The organism is Ruminococcus sp., from assembly GCF_024691275.1.
Taxonomy (GTDB): Bacteria; Bacillota; Clostridia; order Oscillospirales; family Ruminococcaceae; genus Ruminococcus.
This window is the reverse complement of the sequence record NZ_JAILNU010000095.1, coordinates 1-19,505: the sequence shown is the minus strand read 5'-3', so window position 1 is coordinate 19,505 and position 19,505 is coordinate 1. Positions and strand designations below refer to the sequence as shown.

Below are 19,505 nucleotides of genomic sequence, written 5' to 3'. Positions count from 1 at the left end.
ACAGACCACATACAAGAGGTGTAAATATGAGTTATACAGAGGAACTGGGCAAAAGAGCCAAGGCTGCTGAGGCTGCTGCGGCAAGTGCCTCAACTTCACAGAAAAACAATGCTCTTGCAGCAATATCAAAAGCTCTCATTGCTAACAGGGAGCTTATAATCGCTGAAAACGCAAAGGATATCGCCAACGCTAAGGCTAACGGTATGTCAGAGGCAAAGCAGGACAGACTTATGCTGGACGCAAAGCGGATCGAAGGCATCGCTAAGGGAGTTGACGAGATAATCAACCTCGCAGACCCTATCGGCGAGGTCATCGACGGCGGCTGCCGTCCCAATGGCTTGCAGATAATCAAGACCCGCGTACCGCTGGGTGTTATCGGCATCATCTTTGAATCACGCCCGAACGTTACTGTTGACGCGGCTGCTCTCTGCCTGAAAACAGGCAACGTCGTTATCCTCAAGGGCGGCAAGGAGGCTATAAACTCCAATATCTGCCTCGGAAACATCATGAGAAAGGCTGTTGAGGAAGCCGGTCTTCCTGCTGATATGATTCAGGTAGTCGACAAGACCGACCGCGAGACCACCACAGAGCTCATGCGTCTGAACGGTTACGTTGACGTTATTATCCCACGAGGAAGCGCAAACCTCATTCAGGCTGTAGTCAAGAACGCTACTGTTCCTGTTATTGAGACAGGCGCAGGAAACTGCCACGTTTACGTTGACGCTTCTGCCGATCTTGATATGGCTGTGGAGATAACCGACAACGCAAAAACTCAGCGTCCTTCTGTATGCAACGCTATCGAGAGCCTTCTCGTCCACAAGGACATCGCCGACAAGTTCCTGCCCCTTATCGCAGAGCGCTTCAAGGCACACAACGTAAAGCTCTACGGCTGTGACAAGACTATCGCTATACTCGGTGATACCGTTGAAAAGGCTACCGAGACAGAGTACGCAACAGAATTCAATGACTATATCATCGCTATAAAGGTTGTGGACGACATCGACGAAGCTATCGCCCACATCAGAAAATACAGCACTAAACATTCCGAGTGCATAGTTACAAGCTCACTCGAAAATGCTCAGAAGTTCCAGAAGCAGGTAGACGCTGCGGCTGTCTACGTAAACGCTTCGACCCGCTTTACAGACGGCGGCGAATTTGGTTTCGGCGCAGAAATAGGCATTTCGACACAGAAGCTCCATGCAAGAGGTCCTATGGGTCTTACCGAACTTACTACAGTTAAGTATCTGATAAACGGAAACGGTCAGATAAGATAAGGAACTCTCAGCAAAAGTTCTATTTTCATTTGATTTTGGAGGTCGAAATGGCTATTAGAAAAGATCTTGACGATATGCTCAACAGCCTTATGGACAACAGCGGCAGCAGTGCTCCTGCACGAAGCCACACAACTCCCAGAGCTGCACGAAAGAGCAAATTCGACGATATGTCGGTCGATGATCTGCTCCATGCTCTTGAAGCAGAAAGGAACCATATATCCGCCGATGAACCTGTCGCCGACAACTCGGCAAATGACGAGCAGCCTGCTGTATGGGAATTCGCTCCCCCGCCCCATGATATCCCCATACCCGAACCCGTATCCGATGATCCGTCGGACGAGGAGGAAGTCCCCAATATCATCGCAGAGGTAATGCACACAGAAGCTTCGGCTGAATCTACAAGAGTATTCGATACTATCCCCATGACTGAGGATTTTCCGAAGCCGACAAAGAAAAAGAAGATCGTCATTACAGGCGAACTGCCTGACTACGAAGCCCTCCGCCGCGAGGAATTAGAAAGAGAAAAACAGGCTCAGAGAGCAGCAGAGGCTGCTGCCGAAGAAGCAAGAGCCGCTGAAAGAGCAAGACGTGCTGCGGAAGCTGCTGCCGAAAGACAGCGCCTTGCAGAAGAAGCAGAACAACGCAGACTTGCCAAAATAGAAGAAGAAAAAAGACTACGGGAAGAGCAGGAGGAAAGAGCAAGAAGGATCGCAGAGGCTGCTGCCGAGAAAAAGCGTCTGGCTGAAGAAGCTGCTGCACAGCGCCGCGCCGAAGAAGAAGCAGAGCAGCTCCGCCTTGCTCAGGAAGCTGAGGAACTCCGCAAAGCTCAGGAGGCTGCCGAAAAACAGCGTCAGATAGACGAAATGAAGCGTCTTGCCGAAGAAGCTGCCGCAGCAAGCGAACCTACTGCCGTCACATTTACGGAAGAAACTATTGTCAATTCATCTTCTGCCGATAATACCGATCCTGCAATAGAGGCTCTTGACGAAGCTGTCGAGGGCCTGAGCAAAGCAGCTGAGGCTCATTTCGCAAATTCTCAGAATGACGAAGAAAAGCCAAAGAAAATGGGCTTCTTCAAGAAGCTCATGGGCAAGGGCAAGGACGAGAACGAAGCTGAGAACGCTGCCGAGACTGAAAGTGCTCCCGAGGACGGTCTGTTTGAAGCTCATGACGAGCCGTCCGCAACAGACCTTATCGACGCTGCTATCGCGGCTATAAATCAGGAGAGCGAAAAAGCTCCCGATTTCAGTGATCCCGTGGGAGATATGCTCGAAAATATCCGCGAGGACGCTGCCGAGGCTATCGCCGATATAAATGCTCCAAAGGAAGAAGCCGCTCCTGCTGAGGCAACTGTTCTTTCCGACGAGGATATAATCGCAGGACTTACTCCCGACCTGAAAGAGCGCTTTGACGAGCTCGATCCCGATAAACAGCAGCAGGTCATCGAGATGCGCCGCGCTCAGCTGGGTGCGATTGCACCTCCCGTGGAATTCAGCATCGAGGAAGCAGAGGAGCTTCCCGAAGATGACAGCGTGACCGAAGAAGCTGCTCCCGCAGAAGGAGCCGCAGCCGAGCCTGAGAACGCTCCGGAGACTTCTCCTGCCGAAAATACCGACGATGCAGCAAAGAACGAGCCTGTATCCGAACCTCAGAAACCAAAGGGCAAGGTAACTTCTGCCCTCGGCCGTATACTCGATGAAGACCCCGACGAGCTCATTGCTCAGCGCAGAGAACACGTTGAAACCGATTCCTTTGCCGATGTCGCAAGAGCTGACAAGAAAAAGCGCCTTTATACCGTGCTCGGCATCGTTATGTCCGTATTTGCAGTTATCGGCATCATCGCTACTATCGCCAAGGGCGTTGGACTATTCCACAGGTTTACCTCAGGCGAGGTCAAGAAGGACAGCTTCACTCAAATGATATACCCCGCAGCCATCATGGATATAGAGCCTTTCAGCGATCCGTCACAGCTCACTTCCGAGCAGATAATCACCGCTACTATATGGTCGATAATCATGGACGACAGCAAGATATCAAAGTACGAGCCTACTCTCGATACTGTGTCTATCCCCGATGTTGACGTTGAGAAATACGCTGTAGAGCTTTTCGGCGAGAACCTCCCTGCCTTTGAACACGCAACTGTTGGCCCTCTCGAATCGCGCTTCTACTATTCCGACGGAGCATACAACGTCAAGATAAAGCCTATAACTCATACATATGCTCCCGAGATCAAGACTATCGTCAAGAACGGCAGCGATTATACTCTCACTGTCGATTATTACGACGAGCTCCCTCAGTGGATGGATAGAACTGTCGCAAAACAGGTCGAGTTCAAGCTCACTGAGAAGGAAGACGGTACCTTCCGTTTCAGCTCAATGAAAATTATTTCCGTAAACAGCGGAAATCTCTGATAAACCGTTCAGAGGGTTCGGTATAAGCATCATGCTCATGCCGAACCCTATTTTATTCTTCCCAAATGTTACAATTAAGCAAAATTCTCCATGAAATAATTACAAAAAAAATACAAATTCAAAAGATTTCGGATTATCCCACTCCAAACAGTTGACAATTTGCAGTTTAACTGATAAAATAGATATGATGCCTATTTTATGCATTAACTATCTTTAGGAGGAGGAGCTGCTTTGGGAGACAAAAAATTTTGCTTCAGATGCATGGAACAATATGACTCTACACTTCATGTATGTCCGTCATGCGGATATGTGGAAGGTACAGATCATAACCCAATGTATGTCCCACCCGGTACTATACTCCACAGCAAGTACCTCTGCGGTATTCTTCTGGAATATAACGGTGAAGGCGCTACTTATATCGGAGCAGATATATCCAGCGGCAAAAAAGTCCTTATCAGGGAATATATGCCAATCAATCTCTGCACCCGTGTAAAAAATAAGCCCACCATCAGTGTAAATTACAATAACCTTGCCAAGTACAAGGCTTTCATGGCGGAGTATACCGAACTCAACAAATCACTCGCAAGACTTCGCAATAACACAAATATCCCCCCTGTTCTCGATATGTTTGCCGAGAACAACACTACATATACCGTCTTTGAGTACATCGAAGGCGTTAAAATGCTCGATTACTTAAAGGAAAATGCCGGAGAACTGAGCTGGGAACAGGTATCAAAGATATTCCCGCCGCTTTTCACAACTATCGGTATCCTCCATAACGCAGGTATCATACACCGCGCTATCAGCCCTGATACCGTATATATAACCGAAAAAGGCGAGCTCAAACTCTCAGGCTTCTGCGTATCAGCTGTCAGAACTGCCAATGCGGGTCTTGAGTACGAGCTTTTCAAAGGCTATGCCGCTCCCGAACAGTATTCAGCTAACAGCAGCAGCCGTCAGGGTTCATGGACCGACGTTTACGGCGTAAGCGCCCTGCTCTACAGAGCGTTGACAGGCTGTATGCCTGTGGACTCCGTAAGCCGTCAGAAGCACGACGACCTGCACGAGCCGCACTCTCTTGATTCACGCATTCCGCGCCACGTTTCAAGAGTTATCATGGAAGGTATGAACCTCAACGGCAGAGACCGTATACAGACTATCACCGAGCTCGTTACAAAACTCTTTGAACAGCCTTCCGAGGCTGAGGAGGAAAACAACCTCGAAGGCACTATGCTGCTTCAGGAAAATGTTCCCGACGAAAGCTATTCTTCTGCCCCCGCTTCTCATGTTGCATCAGCTGTACAGCCTGAGTATCAGCAGCCGCAGTACCAGCAGCAGTATCAGCAGCCCGAGCCGCAGAACGTTATCCACGAACGCAGCGCTCCCGTATCACATAAGTCTCGCCGCAATGATGACTACAACTACGAAAAAGTCAATACCGTTGACCGTATAAAAGTACCAATAATAATCGGTCTGCTCTCGCTGGCGATACTTATGGTGCTTATGGTCGTCTTCATAAATATACTCACTCCTGCAAAGGACGACAGTTCCACGACCGAACAGAAAAAGCGTCAGCCTACAACTGTAAGCGACAATATCATTGACGATACCGAGCCTACAGCTGTAAAGAATATCGAAATGCCAAAGCTCATCGGCAGATTCTTCGAGCCTACAAAGGATAAATGGAAGAGCGATTTCGTGCTCGATGCTGAATACGAATATAATGACGAATACGATACCGATATGATCTTCGAGCAGGCTGTCAAGGAAGGCGAAATGATCTCGCAGGGTCAGGTCATCAAGGTCAAGGTAAGCAAGGGCAAGGAGTCTGCATACATCCCTGATTATAAGGGCTGTACCGTAGACCAGTACAAGAACGCCCTCGCAAAGGCTGGTATATCCGAGCTCAATTATCAGTTCATCGAATCAAAGAGTGCTTACTCCAACACGGAATCTATCGTTGAGATACAGGTTGACGGCAAGGTCGTTGAACCTGGTGCATTCTTCAGCAATAAGGACGGCAAAAAGCTTACTGTATTCTACTTTAATCCTAACAACTCTCAGTATTACACGACAGCGCCTCCTGCTACAGAAGTTCCCACAACGACAGCAGTTCCAACTACACAGGCTCCTGTACCTACAACTCAGGCTCCTACAGAAGCACCTACAAATCCGCCTGAGCCAACTACAAATGCTCCTGAACCAACAACTCCGCCTGATCAACCACCAGAGAATCAGGAAACATAATAATGTAAAAGCAAGCGCTTCTCATTAAGCACTGTGCTTATATAGGAACTTTATACGGAATTATCGGGGGAAACCTTTCTGAGGAAAGGTTTCCCCCGAATCTTTTTCAAAAGGGGTTTCCTCAACATCTCACGTAAAAACTTCTTTATAAGCACCGTGCTTAGAGAGGCACTGCCTTTGGGATCCCGTTATTTGTAAAACATACTTTTTTCTGCATAAAACAGACCGCAGCCGAAGCTGCGGTCTTTAAAAGAAAGGTATTTATACTTGATCACGAAAGAGTACCACCGTATCCGGCAGACTGTGTTCCGTCTATCATCTGGAAATACTCAGCACCGTTGAGAGTTCCGCCAACCTTGAAGGAAGCTCCCGAAGTATTTGTGCCGCCTGCCTTGAGCTGGCTTACTGCCTTGTCAACGATAAAGGATACTATGACCTTTCCGTCCTTGCCGACAAGTGAAAGCCTTGAACCTGCGCTAACATTCTGCGATGCAGTTACAGAAGCTGTCATTTCACTGCCGCCCATGCTCATGCCGCCTGACGGACAATTGCTTACCCATACGCCTCCGTTGACCTTGATGGAACAGTTTCCGCCGTCACCGCAGTCGAACGGTTCATTGCCGTTGGATACTACATAACCGCCGTTTATCTCGATATTTCCGTTGGAGTCATAACCGTCATGATCGCCGTTAGCAACGTTTACCAGTGAGAAGCCGCCGTTTATCTGTATGATATAATCAGCAGCATTACTGTTGTTTTCGCCGCCGAATCTTCCCTGTCCCCAAGGCATACCCGGATTGCCGCCGCCTGAGCCGTCACTGCCGCCTGCTGCGTTGTATCCGTCGTCAGTGGAGTTCACGATAACTGAACCGCTGTTCTGGTATATCTTCTGAGCTTCAATGCCCTCGTAAGCCTTTTCGACTGTTATGACAACATCGTCATACTTATCGCTGCCCTTTGTACCAATAGTGAGGGTATGGTCTGCATGAGCTCCGTCATCGGCAGATGCAAGCTTGAAAATACCGCCTGTAAGTGTCATATTGCCTCCGCAGTGTATACAGTCATCAGACGAATCAATGGTAACAGTACCTCCGTTGATAACGATATCGCCGCCGCTCTGCCATGTTGTACCTGCTGCATCATAGATACCTACAGCCTTGATACCCTTTGCGGAGATATCTGTTTTGTTGGAGTTTCCGTCCATGCCGAAGCCTCCCGGACCGCCCTGACCTGGTCTGCCCCAGCCGCCTTGATTTCCGCCTGTAGTTCCTGTGCCTGTGAACGAGCTTCCCTCATATGTCTTTACATTAACATCGCCGCCGTTCATTATGAAGGTCTGCTCAGCCTGTATGCCGTCAGCATAAGAATCAATATTGACAGTTCCGCCGTTTATGGTAACGATACCCACTTCTTTAGCAGTAGAGGAAGCATCGGTGGAAGTTGCCTTGATGCCGTCGCCTGATGTTGTTTTGACCGAGACATTCAGCGCAGAATAGTCCATTACCTCATCACTCGAAGAAGGAGCGTTTCCGATAGTAACACTGTCCTTGCCGCGGATACCGTCATCAACAGCATTTACAACGAGAGTTCCGTTGTATATCTTGATATCGTCCTTGCCAACAATAGCGTCAGCAGCGTTTCCGTTGACCGTGAGCTTGCCCTTGCCCTTGAACTTGATATCGTCCTTGGAGTAAATAGCTCCCGTATCGTTATCTGCGTTGGTGTAGCCTGTGCCGTCGGAGATAGTATTCTCTGTGCCGTTCTTGGCAACGATCACTACCTCGTCAGCTATGGAAGCTACATATATCGGAGAATCCTTGGTATTTGTAAGGCTCATGCCGCTGAGATTGAGCTCTACAACACCGTCGGGATATTTGGTCTTGTCCACATCAATAACTATCTGTCCGCCTGTCATCTCGCCTGTAACTGTGAATGTACCCGGCTGAGTAATAGTGCATACGTTATTCTCCACCTTAGCCTCGGAAGAAGCATTTGTTATCATGCCTGAATCCGAGAGAGTTATAGTAAGTCCCTCTGTTGCAGGATCAACGACTGTATCCTCACCAACGCCTGAAGGGTCAACATTATCGAATACTGCGATGCCCTGATTGAGCTGGAACAGGGTCTGCTTGCCGTCAGTATGAGAAACAAGCTTTCCTGAAGAAAGGTTGGCAAGTGAGCATGAACGCATATCCTTTACCTTTGTATCGCCGCTTATGAGCACATACTTGTACTTCTTTGTGAACTCTACCTTGCTGCCGCCGCTGATAGCGTTAGACTTCTTCCATGTGCCGTCCTTTTCGTTGGTCGGGTCATTTACGCAGTTGAGGAGCAGCGTTGACTGCGAAACTGTCATTATCTTCTCATCTGCCTGATTATCGGTAGCTGTAGCGTACACAATACCGCCTGTGATATTGATGCCTGTTACAGCTGTAAGTCCGCGGTCGCCGCCTGCAACAATATAACCGCCGCTTATATCAATAGCAGTCTCAGCCTGTACAGCGTCATTGCCTGCCTTGATCGAAACTGTACCACCCTCAAATACAACCGTTTCCTTGCTTGACTTGATACCGTCGCCCGCAGAGTCGATAGTAAGAGTTCCGGCTTTGACAGTTACCGACTTCTTAGCCTTGACAGCATCTGTCTTATCGGTAGAATTAAGGGTCTTGATATTGATATTGCCGCCGTTGATCTTGATATCGTTGTTACAAGCTACGGCATCCTGTGTATTAGCGGTGATATTAAGAACTCCGTCTCCCTTTTCACCGCCCTTGATAGTCATATCGTCCTTTGCTTCGATAACGGCAGCCTTGAGATGATCGCCCGAATATGCCGTATCACCGTCTGTGATGGTATTCTCAGTGCCGTCCACGATATTGATAGATGTATTCTTAGCGTTTGTCACAAGGATCGCAGGAGCGTTCTTACCCGTGATATTCACGCCATTCAGGAATATCTTTACGGTATCAGGGTCAGCAGCTTCATCAGCGATATTTACGTTGATCTGACCGTCGTCAAGAGTACCGTCCACATAATATGTACCCGAATGTGTGATAGTGACCTTTGTGCCCTCAACAGCTGCATTATCGCCCTCGACCTCGATAGAAGTTCCCTTCAGGTGAATCTTTACTGCCTCTGCAACAGGATCTTCGTCAGTCTTGCCGCTGCTGAGAGTTCCCTTGCCAAGGAGGTACAACTGAACAGCCAGTGCGTCTTCGGTCGATACACCGTCATTCTTGCCGTTGCAGTCCGCATTCTTCCAGCCCTGTTCTGTGATACAGTGCTCGTCCGTGCCGCCTACACCGTACTTGTTAGGATTTGCCAGAGCCTGCATTATCATAACGCAGTCAGAGAGGTCTATCTGACCGTCATAGTTTGCATCACCCACGATCGGCGATACAGAAGTTTCTGCTGCCGAAACCGTTACAGGAAGGGCGGAAACTGCCACAAAAGCAGCCGAAAGTCCCGCAAAAAACTTTTTAATGCTTGTTTTCTTCATAATGATCATTCTCCTTTTTTAATATTCCCGCTAATTTCAAACCACCTGTTGTTTGACTATGGCTAAATTATATCGCCACCCCCTTAAATTAGTCTTAAAGTTATATGAAAAAGGTTTAAAATCTGCATGATAACAGTGTGAAAACAACTATTTTGCCATGTTGTGACCTATTATAATATATAAACTGCTTAAATTCAAGCCTGTAAATGTTAATATTAGTTATAAATATAAATTATCGTGTAAAACTCTTGACAAAAGCAAATAATTAGTATATAATAACAGTAACAAAACTGATTGAGTTCAATCTAATTTGGATAAACCAATTTATAAGGAGGAAAAATTATGAATATCTATGATCTCTCTGTAAAGGCACAGGACGGCAGCGACGTTTCTCTCTCAGGATATAAGGGCAAGGTGCTGCTCATCGTAAATACTGCAACAGGCTGCGGCTTCACACCTCAGTACGACGAGCTTCAGGACATTTATGACGAGTTCTCGGAAAAAGGTCTTGAGATTCTTGATTTTCCCTGCAATCAGTTTGGCGAGCAGGCTCCGGGAAGCGATGAGGAGATACATTCCTTCTGTACGGGCCGCTTTGGTATCACTTTCCCGCAGTTCTCCAAGATAGAAGTCAACGGCGAAAATGCCGACCCGCTCTACAAATGGCTCACGGAGAACAGCAAATTCGAGGGTTTCGGCATGAGTCCCGCAGGACTGGCAATGAGCGGCATACTCAAGATAAAGGACAAGGACTACAAAAATAACAGCGCTATAAAATGGAACTTCACAAAATTCCTCATCAGCAGGGACGGACAGCTCCTCGTACGCTTCGAGCCGACAGCTTCTCTGAAAAAAGTGCGCGAAGCAATAGAAAAAGCATTGTAATAATAACAAAGCGGGCTGGCTCTGCCAGCCCCTCTCTATTTCGAGTACTGGACAAATCCCGATATTTGTTGTATAATAGTCTATGAACCATAAACACGGCATACACCGAAAGGAGACAGCTGTTTTGAATATTGATAAGAACACCGATACGATACTGTCAGAGCTGGAAAAACACGGCTTTGAAGCTTATATGGTCGGCGGCTGTGTCCGCGACGAGATTATGGGCAGACAATGCCACGACACAGACATTACAACAAATGCGCTTCCCGAACAGATACTGGAGGTCTTCAGCAGCTATAAGGTCATTCCCACAGGTCTGAAACACGGCACCGTGACTGTACTGTGCGGCGGTACGCCCTTCGAGATAACTACCTACCGCATCGACGGCGAGTATACCGACCACCGCCGTCCCGACAATGTGGAATTTACCAACGATATCATTGCCGACCTTTCTCGCCGCGATTTCACCGTGAATGCTATCGCTATGAACAGACACGGCAATATCGTTGACCCCTTTGGCGGCAAAGAAGACATACAAAACGGTATCATTCGCTGCGTCGGAGATCCCGAAAAACGCTTCAACGAGGACGCTCTGCGTATCATGAGAGCTGTCCGCTTTGCTTCACAGCTCGGTTTCAGCATCGACGGAGCAACCGCAGAAGCTGTCCACAGTATGCGTAATGACCTGAAAAATATCTCCCGCGAGCGTATCCGCGAGGAGCTTGATAAGCTCATATGCGGCAAGAACTGTATTGACGTTCTTCTGGGATACAGCAATGTAATAACTGCAATTATCCCCGAATTTGAACCTTCTATCGGACTTGACCAGCGCTCACCATACCACAGGTACACCGTCTGGGAGCACACCGTCCGCGCAATTGCAGCTGCACCGCCTGAAGACCTGCTGCTTCGCAGGGCTTTGCTGTTCCACGATATCGGCAAACCTTCATGCATGAAAATCGACGAAAACGGCAGAGGTCATTTCAAACAGCACGACCGCGTAGGTGCGGAGATGACTACGGCTATAATGCAGGAGCTGCGCTACGACAACCACTCTGTCACAGACACGGCTGCTCTCATTGCCAATCACAGCAAGAAACTGCGCAGCAGATCCGATGCAAAGAGAATGATGTCAAAGCTCGGCGATGAGCTGTTCTTCGAGCTGATGGAAATGAAAAAGTGCGATAACTCGGCAAAAAACGAGTTCGTACTCAAAGAGAACATCTACTTTGACCGTATTATAAAAGCCGCTCACGAGATCATCGAAAATGACGAATGCAGAAGTATCCGCGGTCTTGCCGTCAACGGCTCAGACCTCGTACAGCTTGGTATAAAAGGGGCTGAAATAGGCGAAACGCAGAAGGAACTACTTGAACTCGTCATGGGAGAGCTCGTCAGCAACGACAGGGACGAGCTGCTAAGATACGCAGAACAGAGGTGCAGAACATGATAGGACATATCCATTCCACAGAAAGCTTCGGAACGGTAGACGGTCCAGGAGTTCGTTTTGTAGTGTTCTTCCAGGGCTGTCCTCTCAGGTGCAAATACTGCCACAACCCCGATACATGGGACTTCGCAGGTGGTACTGAAAGAACTGCCGAGGATCTTATGAAAGAATACGATTCATATAAGGAGTTCCTGAAAACAGGCGGCATTACCGCTACAGGCGGCGAACCGCTGGCACAGCCCGAGTTTCTCGCGGAGCTGTTCGCTCTTGCAAAAAGCAGGGGCGTTCATACCTGCCTTGACACATCAGCAGGAGTTTACGACCCGAATTCCCACGAAAAGATCGACGAGGTACTGAAATATACCGACCTCGTCATGCTCGACATAAAGCACATAGACAATGACTGCCACAAGGAGCTTACAGGCAAAGGCAACCGCAATATCCTCGCATTTGCAGAGCATATCCGCGATCTCGGTATCCCCGTATGGATACGCCATGTGGTAGTCCCCGGCATCACCGACCAATACGAGGAGCTATTCGCTCTTGGCGAGTATCTCTCCAACCTCAGCAACCTGAAAGCGCTTGATGTACTCCCCTATCATGATATGGCAAAGCCAAAATATGAAGAGCTCGGACTGGAGTATCCTCTCGGAAATACACCTCCCCTCACAAAAGATGAAGCCATTAAAGCCCGTGAGACCATAATCGCAGGCATAAAGTCAGGACTTCACAAGCAAAAGTAAATATTCTCACGGCCTCTGACACACATCAGGGGCCTTTTTCATATCATGTGAGTGAGTAGAAAATTGAGAGTAGTAAGTAGAAACGGTCAATCGCCCTTACTACTCACTGCTTACTAATTACTAAACCAGCGTACCGTATGCTGTAAAGCGGTGGAGGAGTATTATGTGCGGAATTGCAGGAGCTATAAGCTTTACCGAAGATATGCGCGAAAATATGAAAATATATGAAAATATGCAGCGTTCACTGCTTCACCGAGGTCCCGACCAGCACGGCATGAAACTGACACGCAACGCAGCCCTTATCCACACACGCCTTGCTGTCATCGACATCGACGGCGGCAGACAACCCATGACCTGCGGCAAATACACCATAGTATACAACGGCGAACTCTACAACACCGACGAGCTGCGCCGCGAACTGTCCGAGGAGTTCGCCTTCGATACCCATTCCGATACGGAAGTCGTCCTGAAAAGCTACATAAAATGGGGCAGCACCTGCGTCGATAAATTCAACGGTATCTTTGCCTTTGCAGTCCATGACGAGCAGGAGCACCGCGTCTTCCTTGCCCGCGACCGAATAGGCGTAAAACCGCTGTTTTACTACGATACAGGCAATAATCTCATATTCGCCTCGGAGCTGCCTGCACTCCTCGAACACCCCGATATCCCCCATGTGATAGACGAGCACGGAGCTGCCGAGCTTCTCCTCATGGCTCCCGGACGCACTATGGGCTGCGGTGTTATACGCGGAGTTAAAGAGCTGAAAGCAGGCTGGTGCGGATATTATACCGATAAGGGGCTTGATATATGGGAGTACTGGCGGCTGAAAGCTTGTGAACTCCACGAAAGCTTTGAACAGACCGCGGAACACGTCCGCGAGCTCGTCCTTGACGCAATACGGCGGCAGCTTGTCTCAGATGTACCTGTATGCACCTTCCTCTCGGGCGGTCTGGATTCGAGCCTTATCTCCTCGGTAGCAGCTGCGGAGCTGAAAAAGCAGGGCAAGCGACTGAGTACCTTCTCCGTGGACTACCGCGACAACGACAAATACTTCCAAAAGAGCCATTTTCAGCCTGACAGCGACCCCGAGTATATCCGCTGCATGGCTGAATATCTCGATACAGACCACCACTGGACTGTAGTCGATACTCCCGAACTGATCGCAGCTCTTGACGAAGCCACAGAAGCAAGAGGACTTCCCGGCATGGCTGATGTTGACGCTTCGCTGCTGCTTTTCTGCCGCGAGATAAAGAACTACGGAACAGTAGCTCTCTCGGGAGAGTGTGCGGACGAGATATTTGGCGGCTACCCTTGGTACAGAGATAAGGATATCCGCATGACCGACGGCTTTCCGTGGGCGCAGAGCACTGCCTACCGCAAGCGTTTCCTCTGCGACGAATACGCTTCGGCAATAGATGCCGAGGAGTATGTTTACTCCGCGTACAGAAACACAGCCGACTACGCCATGAAGCTCAGCAGTGACAGTCCCCTTGAGTACCGTATGCGCGAGATGACACAACTCAACTTCCACTGGTTCATGCAGACCCTTCTCGACCGCAAGGACAGAATGTCTATGTACAGCGGTCTGGAAGTCCGTGTGCCCTTCTGCGACTACCGCATCGCCGAGTACCTTTACAACGTGCCGTGGGAGTTCAAGGACTATATGGGCAGAGAAAAAGGACTTCTCCGCGAAGCCATGAAGGAATGGCTGCCCGAAAAAGTCCTTTGGCGCAAAAAAAGTCCCTATCCTAAAACGCATAATCCTGCATTTCTCGAAGGTGTCACCGCAAAGCTCCGCAGTATACTCGACAACGGCGGCGAAAAACTCACTCAGCTCGTAAAGCGCGAGGAGCTGGAAAAGCTTCTGCGGCATGAGGAACACGTTCAGTGGTACGGACAGCTCATGAATCTGCCCCAGACTATCGCCTTTTTCATTCAGCTGAACTACTGGCTGGAACGCTTCGATATCCGCCTTGTCTGAGCAGTGTGAATGCTGCGCTTAGTGAATAGTAATTATTAAGGGCGCACAGTGTGCGCCCCTATTAATATACTCAATCAACATTAATATGCTCAAGATCTGCAACGAGCAGCTTTCTGAGCGCGATGCTGTCGAATACATCTACTGCACCGTCGCCGTTGATGTCAGCATAGGGAAGCTGCTCCTGAGCGAGGCTCTCCCTGCCGAGAAGATGCTTTTGCAGCATTACAAGGTCGGCAGTTCCCACAGCTCCGTCGTCATTGATATCACCCGTTACGCGCACAGGCTCGACGGACTGCACAGGAACTCCCATAACGATATAGTTCACGCACATATAGGTCTGACCGTTGCTGCCGAGAGATACCTTCTCCCCTGCCTTCACGTCGAGCTTATACATCTTGAACGTCACATCGTTGTCCGACTTGCAGACATTTTCCGTGAGAGTATACTCGCTCAGCCATTCGGGAACGTTCTCCACACGGCTGTCCAGACCCACATACACTGACATATCACGTCCTGCGGCAAAGCTTGCGGCTTCGCCCTTAGTGCCCTTCGCGTCGCATGAAGTAAGCAGCATTTCAGCGCCTTCGAGTTCAGTGCTCAGCTCTGCTATCCTGAACGCTCTGTCGCCGAATATCAGCGAATCCACCGCCGCATTTTTGCTTATCTGCCATACCAGAGGATTTGCCTGAGAAGTCACCTCAACATTCTTGAAAAGCTCTCCGCCCAGCGGTATTGCGTCCTTTCCGAATACGAAGCTATCCACGTTGACGAGGTAGCCCTCGCCGCCCGTAAACTTCAGATACAGGTCATGAGTTCCTGTTATCTTTGGAATACCGACCTCTATCTCCTCATATTCGCTGAAGCTTCCCGTGCCTGCGCAGTTGACCTTTGAAACAGGCGAACCGTTGAGACTGTCCGTATACAGCTCAATAGCGCCCTCATTTCCCGAAACTTTCACCTTGAAGCTCTGAGCACCGCTTCCGAAATCCAGCTTGCGGTACATTACCCAGTCGCCGTTCTCGATATAGCCGATATTTCCGAAACCGCTCTCATTTTCCTCAGCGCTGATGCCGCTCTCCTTGGTGAAGCTTTCCGCCTCGATAGTCTCAAAGGCTGAGACAGTCTGAACAGGCGTAAAATTACCGCCCTCAGGTGAAAGGGTCACAACGCCCTTCGGGAACGAATCTATAGTGAGGTCGTTGATGTAGTACTCGATGTTCATATAGCCCTGACCGCAGTAATCTCCTGCGTAGTCGGTGGGGTCTGACGGGTCAAGACCGCGGGCGAGCTCCCAGTTATCGTCCATACCGTCGTTATCAGCGTCGGTTATCTCCTTCTTGGTAACAGCTGACGGGTACGTATAAGTCACGCCGCACTTGATATTGTACTTGCTGAGATTAGCTTCGGAAGAATCATAAGCAGCCGTACCGCTGCACTGTCCCGTACCGTTTTTAGTCTCGTTAGCGCACTGCTTGTCGATAGCGGTTCGCTTATCGGGCGAAATGCCGTTTCCTGCGAAGCTGATAACATGATCGTATGCATCAGCAGCGCTCTCGGCAGTATTCGCCGTGGAGATATTCTCGCCGTAGAGTTCTATCGGGAACGAAGTTGAGCTGTAGAGATCATTCTTGGATATACCGATGCCGTTCTTGACGGTAACACCAGCCCAGTTGTCCCACGTAATGCCGTTCATAGAGCCGTCCTTGTTGATAAGGCGGTTTCCCGAGCAGTACACCTTGAAGTTCTGAGGCTTTGTGGTGCTGTCCACATACATCCAGTGGTAGCCGCCCGTGGTAGAGTTGCCTGCTTTCAGGGTATTGTTCACGTAATTGAGATGACCGATAGTGCCGTAAGCAGTCTGGTAGCCCCAGTCGTAGATGATATTATTAGTGAAGTCTGCCGTGTACTGGTCAGGTATCTTGCCGCGGAAGTTACGGGAAACATTGTGTATGATAAGGTTGTGGTCGAAAGTCAGGTCGCCCTTTCCCAGCATGATACCGAAGCCGTGAAGTCCCTTCTTGTGACCGCCCCACGAGTCCGCAGGACCTATTACGGAGTACTGCACGGTGTAGTTGGTATTATTTGAGTAAAGTCCCCACTGTTCATCGGTAGTCCAGCCCATTGAGCAGTGGTCGATAATCGAATTTGTGCCCTTTGCGCCGCCCCATGCGTCGTTGCCAGAGCTTGTGGAAGCATAGGGGCCGGGACGTGAACTTATGTAACGGCAGATGATATTATCTCCCGACATACCCATTTTGTAGTTTTTGAGCGTGATTCCCGAGCCTCCGGGAGCAGTCTGACCAGCTATGGTGACATTGCTCGAACACAGGATATTGCCCTTCAGCTCGATAGTTCCGCTTACATCGAAAACGACAATGCGTCCCGACTTGCTTACTGCATCGCGGAAAGAGCCCTCGCCGCTGTCGTTGAGGTTGGTAACGTGGTAGACCTCTCCTCCTCGTCCGCCTGTAGCGTATTTACCGCCGCCGACAGCTCCCGGGAACGCCACAAGTCCGCCCGCTGCCGAAGCCTTCATAGCAGGCTTGACCACAGGAACTCCACCATATGTGCCTGCAAAAACTGCTGCCAGAGCAGTGACCGCCGCCGCAGTTCTTTTTAAGTTGTTTTTCATTTTAATACCCTCCTGTCAAATCGTCCTAAGACAAGATACGAACAATTCTATATTGATATTATACATGAATTGCCTGATAATTGCAATGAAAAATAGTACTTTTTTACTGAGGATATTTGTTTTTTGATACATAATATGACATAACGAGGACAAAAAAAGCTTCCCGAAGGAAGCTTTTTGGATCATTTAAGATCAGACTTATTGAATGATGCGATACCCAGAACAGTAGTTACAACTGTTATAACAACACATGAAATAAGCATTATCAGCCATTTTGAAGGAAGACCATCAACAGGCGAATTGTAAACTACCAGTGTTACCTGGAAGCTTGGTACGATTTCCATTATAAATTCCCGTATTTTGCGGTGCTTATATGGAATGAAGTTCAGAAACGGCTCAATTGTGGTCAGGATATAATGCATACAAAGAGCAAGCACAAAACCGCCTGTACTCTTCATAGAATTACATATGAACACGATAGTTGATGTGAAAGCTGTCTCTATCGCAAGTATAAGGAGCATTTTCTTGAATATTCCAACGCACGGGAAGACTTTAAACGGCATAAGTATGCCGCCTACAACTACCATAACAACGATATTTATAATGAAGAAAATCAACATAACTATAAGTGAAACAATGAGGTTTGTCAGATAGATATTAGTCCTTGAATGTCCGATTATGATCTTGTTTCTTATAGTATTGTTTTTGAAATCCTGACATATCATCATACCTGCAACTATAGATACAAATGTTGGTATCTGACCTGCGAGAACGAATAAAAACTCATCTGCGTGGCCTGTTTCGTCGCTTGCATGAGCAATAATACTGAGTAATATCGGGATAAATGCAACGAGGCAGGCAAAAACGATCATAACTACATATAATCTTTTGCCCTTAAAAAGCCTTCTTAATCCCTCAGCAAGAAGCTTAGACATTGCGAACACCTCCTACAAGTCCCATGAAGTAGCTTTCGAGGCTTTCGTGGCGCTCGGTCATGGAATTAACAAAGCAGTTTTTCTCATTCAGTGCAAGAACGAGCGGAGTTACCTGCACAGGTGAGAAGATATCGGCTTCATTTGGCGAATAGATCCTGTGCTCAAGTCCCATACCTCTGAGGACTTCAGCGAGAATATTTGTATCATTTACGTTGACATGAACGGCTGTACGGCAGGCGATCTCAAGCTCCTCAGCGCTCATTTCCTTGATAACTCTGCCGCGTTCCACAAATCCGTAATGTGTAGCCAGACGCGACAATTCATCGAGGATATGGCTGGAGATAAGTATAGTTATGCCCTTTTCCCTGTTAAGACGGAGTATCATTTCGCGGACTTCCATGATACCCTGCGGATCAAGACCATTTATCGGCTCATCAAGCACGAGAAATTCGGGGTCGCCCACAAGGGAGAACGCGACGCCCAGTCTCTGGCGCATACCAAGCGAGAAGTTTTTCGCCTTTTTCTTGCCTGTATTAGCCAGTCCCACAAGCTTGAGGATATTGTCGATATTGTCCTTCGGGATACCGAGAGCAAGAGTCTGCTGAATAAGGTTATCTCTAGCTGTCATATCGGGATGAAGAGAAGGTGTCTCAACAACAGCTCCTGTTTTTCTGCGAACTTCAAGAATTTTAGCGTCAGTGTGCTTTACTCCGAAAAGCGAATACTCACCCTTGGTTGGCGAATTCAGTCCTGTAATGACACGGATAAGAGTAGTCTTGCCCGCACCGTTTCTGCCGACCATACCGTAGATAGCGCCCTTTGGAATATTCAGTGTCAGATCGTCAAGAGCAACAAATTTTCCATAGGTCTTGCGAAGATGCTGCGTTTGCAGAATATAGTCCATTATTTCACTTCCTGATTTGTATATTTTATAACAATGTATAATCGTATAAAAAGGCGGTCATGCACAAGGCACGACCGCCTAAAGTCGTTATTATAATATGATTACGAAATTATTCGTTGATCTTTGTAACAACGCCTGAACCAACTGTTCTACCACCCTCACGGATAGCGAAACGGAGTCCTTCTTCGATAGCGATAGGAGTGATGAGCTCAACGTCCATAGCTACGTTATCACCAGGCATGCACATTTCCTTGTCAGCAGGAAGTGTAACAACACCAGTAACGTCAGTTGTTCTGAAGTAGAACTGAGGTCTGTAGTTGTTGAAGAATGGAGTATGACGGCCGCCCTCTTCCTTCTTCAGTACGTAAACCTGACCGCTGAACTTTGTGTGTGGGTGAATTGAGCCTGGCTTACAAAGAACCTGTCCACGCTCAACCTGATCTCTTGTGATACCACGGAGAAGAGCACCAACGTTATCACCAGCCTCACAGAAGTCAAGAGTCTTTCTGAACATTTCAAGACCTGTAACAACTGTGTTGAGCTTCTC

The 19,505-nt window shown here is 48.5% G+C and carries 12 protein-coding genes; 7 read left to right on the top strand and 5 right to left on the bottom strand.

The features are described 5' to 3' along the window. Positions 1-26: 26 nt before the first annotated feature. The 3 genes from K6G33_RS11575 to K6G33_RS11565 all read left to right on the top strand — a co-directional run bounded on the left by K6G33_RS11575 (position 27) and on the right by K6G33_RS11565 (position 5,932). Complete coding sequence (locus tag K6G33_RS11575) at positions 27-1,274, top strand: glutamate-5-semialdehyde dehydrogenase (protein WP_296779629.1); 1,248 nt, start codon at positions 27-29, stop codon at positions 1,272-1,274. A gap of 47 nt (positions 1,275-1,321) precedes the next feature. Then, positions 1,322-3,685, top strand: a complete 2,364-nt coding sequence (locus K6G33_RS11570; RefSeq protein WP_296779627.1) for a hypothetical protein — start codon at positions 1,322-1,324, stop codon at positions 3,683-3,685. A gap of 231 nt (positions 3,686-3,916) precedes the next feature. Further along, entirely contained in the window at positions 3,917-5,932 is a 2,016-nt protein-coding gene (locus K6G33_RS11565) for a protein kinase (protein ID WP_296779625.1), read from the top strand. A 271-nt stretch (positions 5,933-6,203) separates the two neighbouring features. On the opposite strand, the gene K6G33_RS11560 is transcribed toward K6G33_RS11565, so the two are convergent. Next, positions 6,204-9,431 carry a carbohydrate-binding domain-containing protein gene (locus tag K6G33_RS11560; protein ID WP_296779623.1) on the bottom strand — a complete coding sequence of 1,076 codons (3,228 nt, stop codon included), beginning with the start codon at positions 9,429-9,431 and terminating at the stop codon, positions 6,204-6,206. Positions 9,432-9,773: 342 nt separating this feature from the next. Here K6G33_RS11560 and K6G33_RS11555 point away from each other — a divergent pair, with 342 nt between their 5' ends. The 4 genes from K6G33_RS11555 (at position 9,774) to asnB (ending at position 14,487) form a co-directional block, all read left to right on the top strand. After that, on the top strand, positions 9,774-10,316 hold the full coding sequence (locus K6G33_RS11555; RefSeq protein WP_296779621.1) for a glutathione peroxidase: 543 nt from the start codon (positions 9,774-9,776) through the stop codon (positions 10,314-10,316). A 124-nt stretch (positions 10,317-10,440) separates the two neighbouring features. Beyond that, the gene (locus K6G33_RS11550; protein WP_296779619.1) at positions 10,441-11,766 is read left to right on the top strand and encodes a CCA tRNA nucleotidyltransferase; all 1,326 of its coding nucleotides are present in this window, start codon (positions 10,441-10,443) and stop codon (positions 11,764-11,766) included. Then, a complete protein-coding gene (gene pflA, locus K6G33_RS11545; protein WP_296779617.1) occupies positions 11,763-12,506 on the top strand; it encodes a pyruvate formate-lyase-activating protein in 744 nt (247 codons plus the stop codon). Before K6G33_RS11550 ends, pflA begins: the two co-directional genes overlap by 4 nt. Before the next feature lie 163 nt (positions 12,507-12,669). After that, complete coding sequence (asnB, locus tag K6G33_RS11540; protein ID WP_296779616.1) at positions 12,670-14,487, top strand: asparagine synthase (glutamine-hydrolyzing); 1,818 nt, start codon at positions 12,670-12,672, stop codon at positions 14,485-14,487. A 70-nt stretch (positions 14,488-14,557) separates the two neighbouring features. Here asnB and K6G33_RS11535 read toward each other — a convergent pair whose 3' ends face one another. From K6G33_RS11535 to K6G33_RS11520, 4 genes are all read right to left on the bottom strand, one after another. Continuing rightward, the gene (locus K6G33_RS11535; RefSeq protein WP_296779615.1) at positions 14,558-17,119 is read right to left on the bottom strand and encodes a carbohydrate-binding protein; all 2,562 of its coding nucleotides are present in this window, start codon (positions 17,117-17,119) and stop codon (positions 14,558-14,560) included. Positions 17,120-17,301: 182 nt separating this feature from the next. Further along, positions 17,302-18,054 carry an ABC transporter permease gene (locus K6G33_RS11530; protein WP_296779614.1) on the bottom strand — a complete coding sequence of 251 codons (753 nt, stop codon included), beginning with the start codon at positions 18,052-18,054 and terminating at the stop codon, positions 17,302-17,304. After that, the gene (locus tag K6G33_RS11525; protein WP_296779612.1) at positions 18,047-18,958 is read right to left on the bottom strand and encodes an ATP-binding cassette domain-containing protein; all 912 of its coding nucleotides are present in this window, start codon (positions 18,956-18,958) and stop codon (positions 18,047-18,049) included. Before K6G33_RS11525 ends, K6G33_RS11530 begins: the two co-directional genes overlap by 8 nt. A gap of 109 nt (positions 18,959-19,067) precedes the next feature. Next, a partial coding sequence (locus tag K6G33_RS11520) for an EF-Tu/IF-2/RF-3 family GTPase (RefSeq protein WP_367270503.1) occupies positions 19,068-19,505 on the bottom strand: 438 nt, incomplete at its 5' end.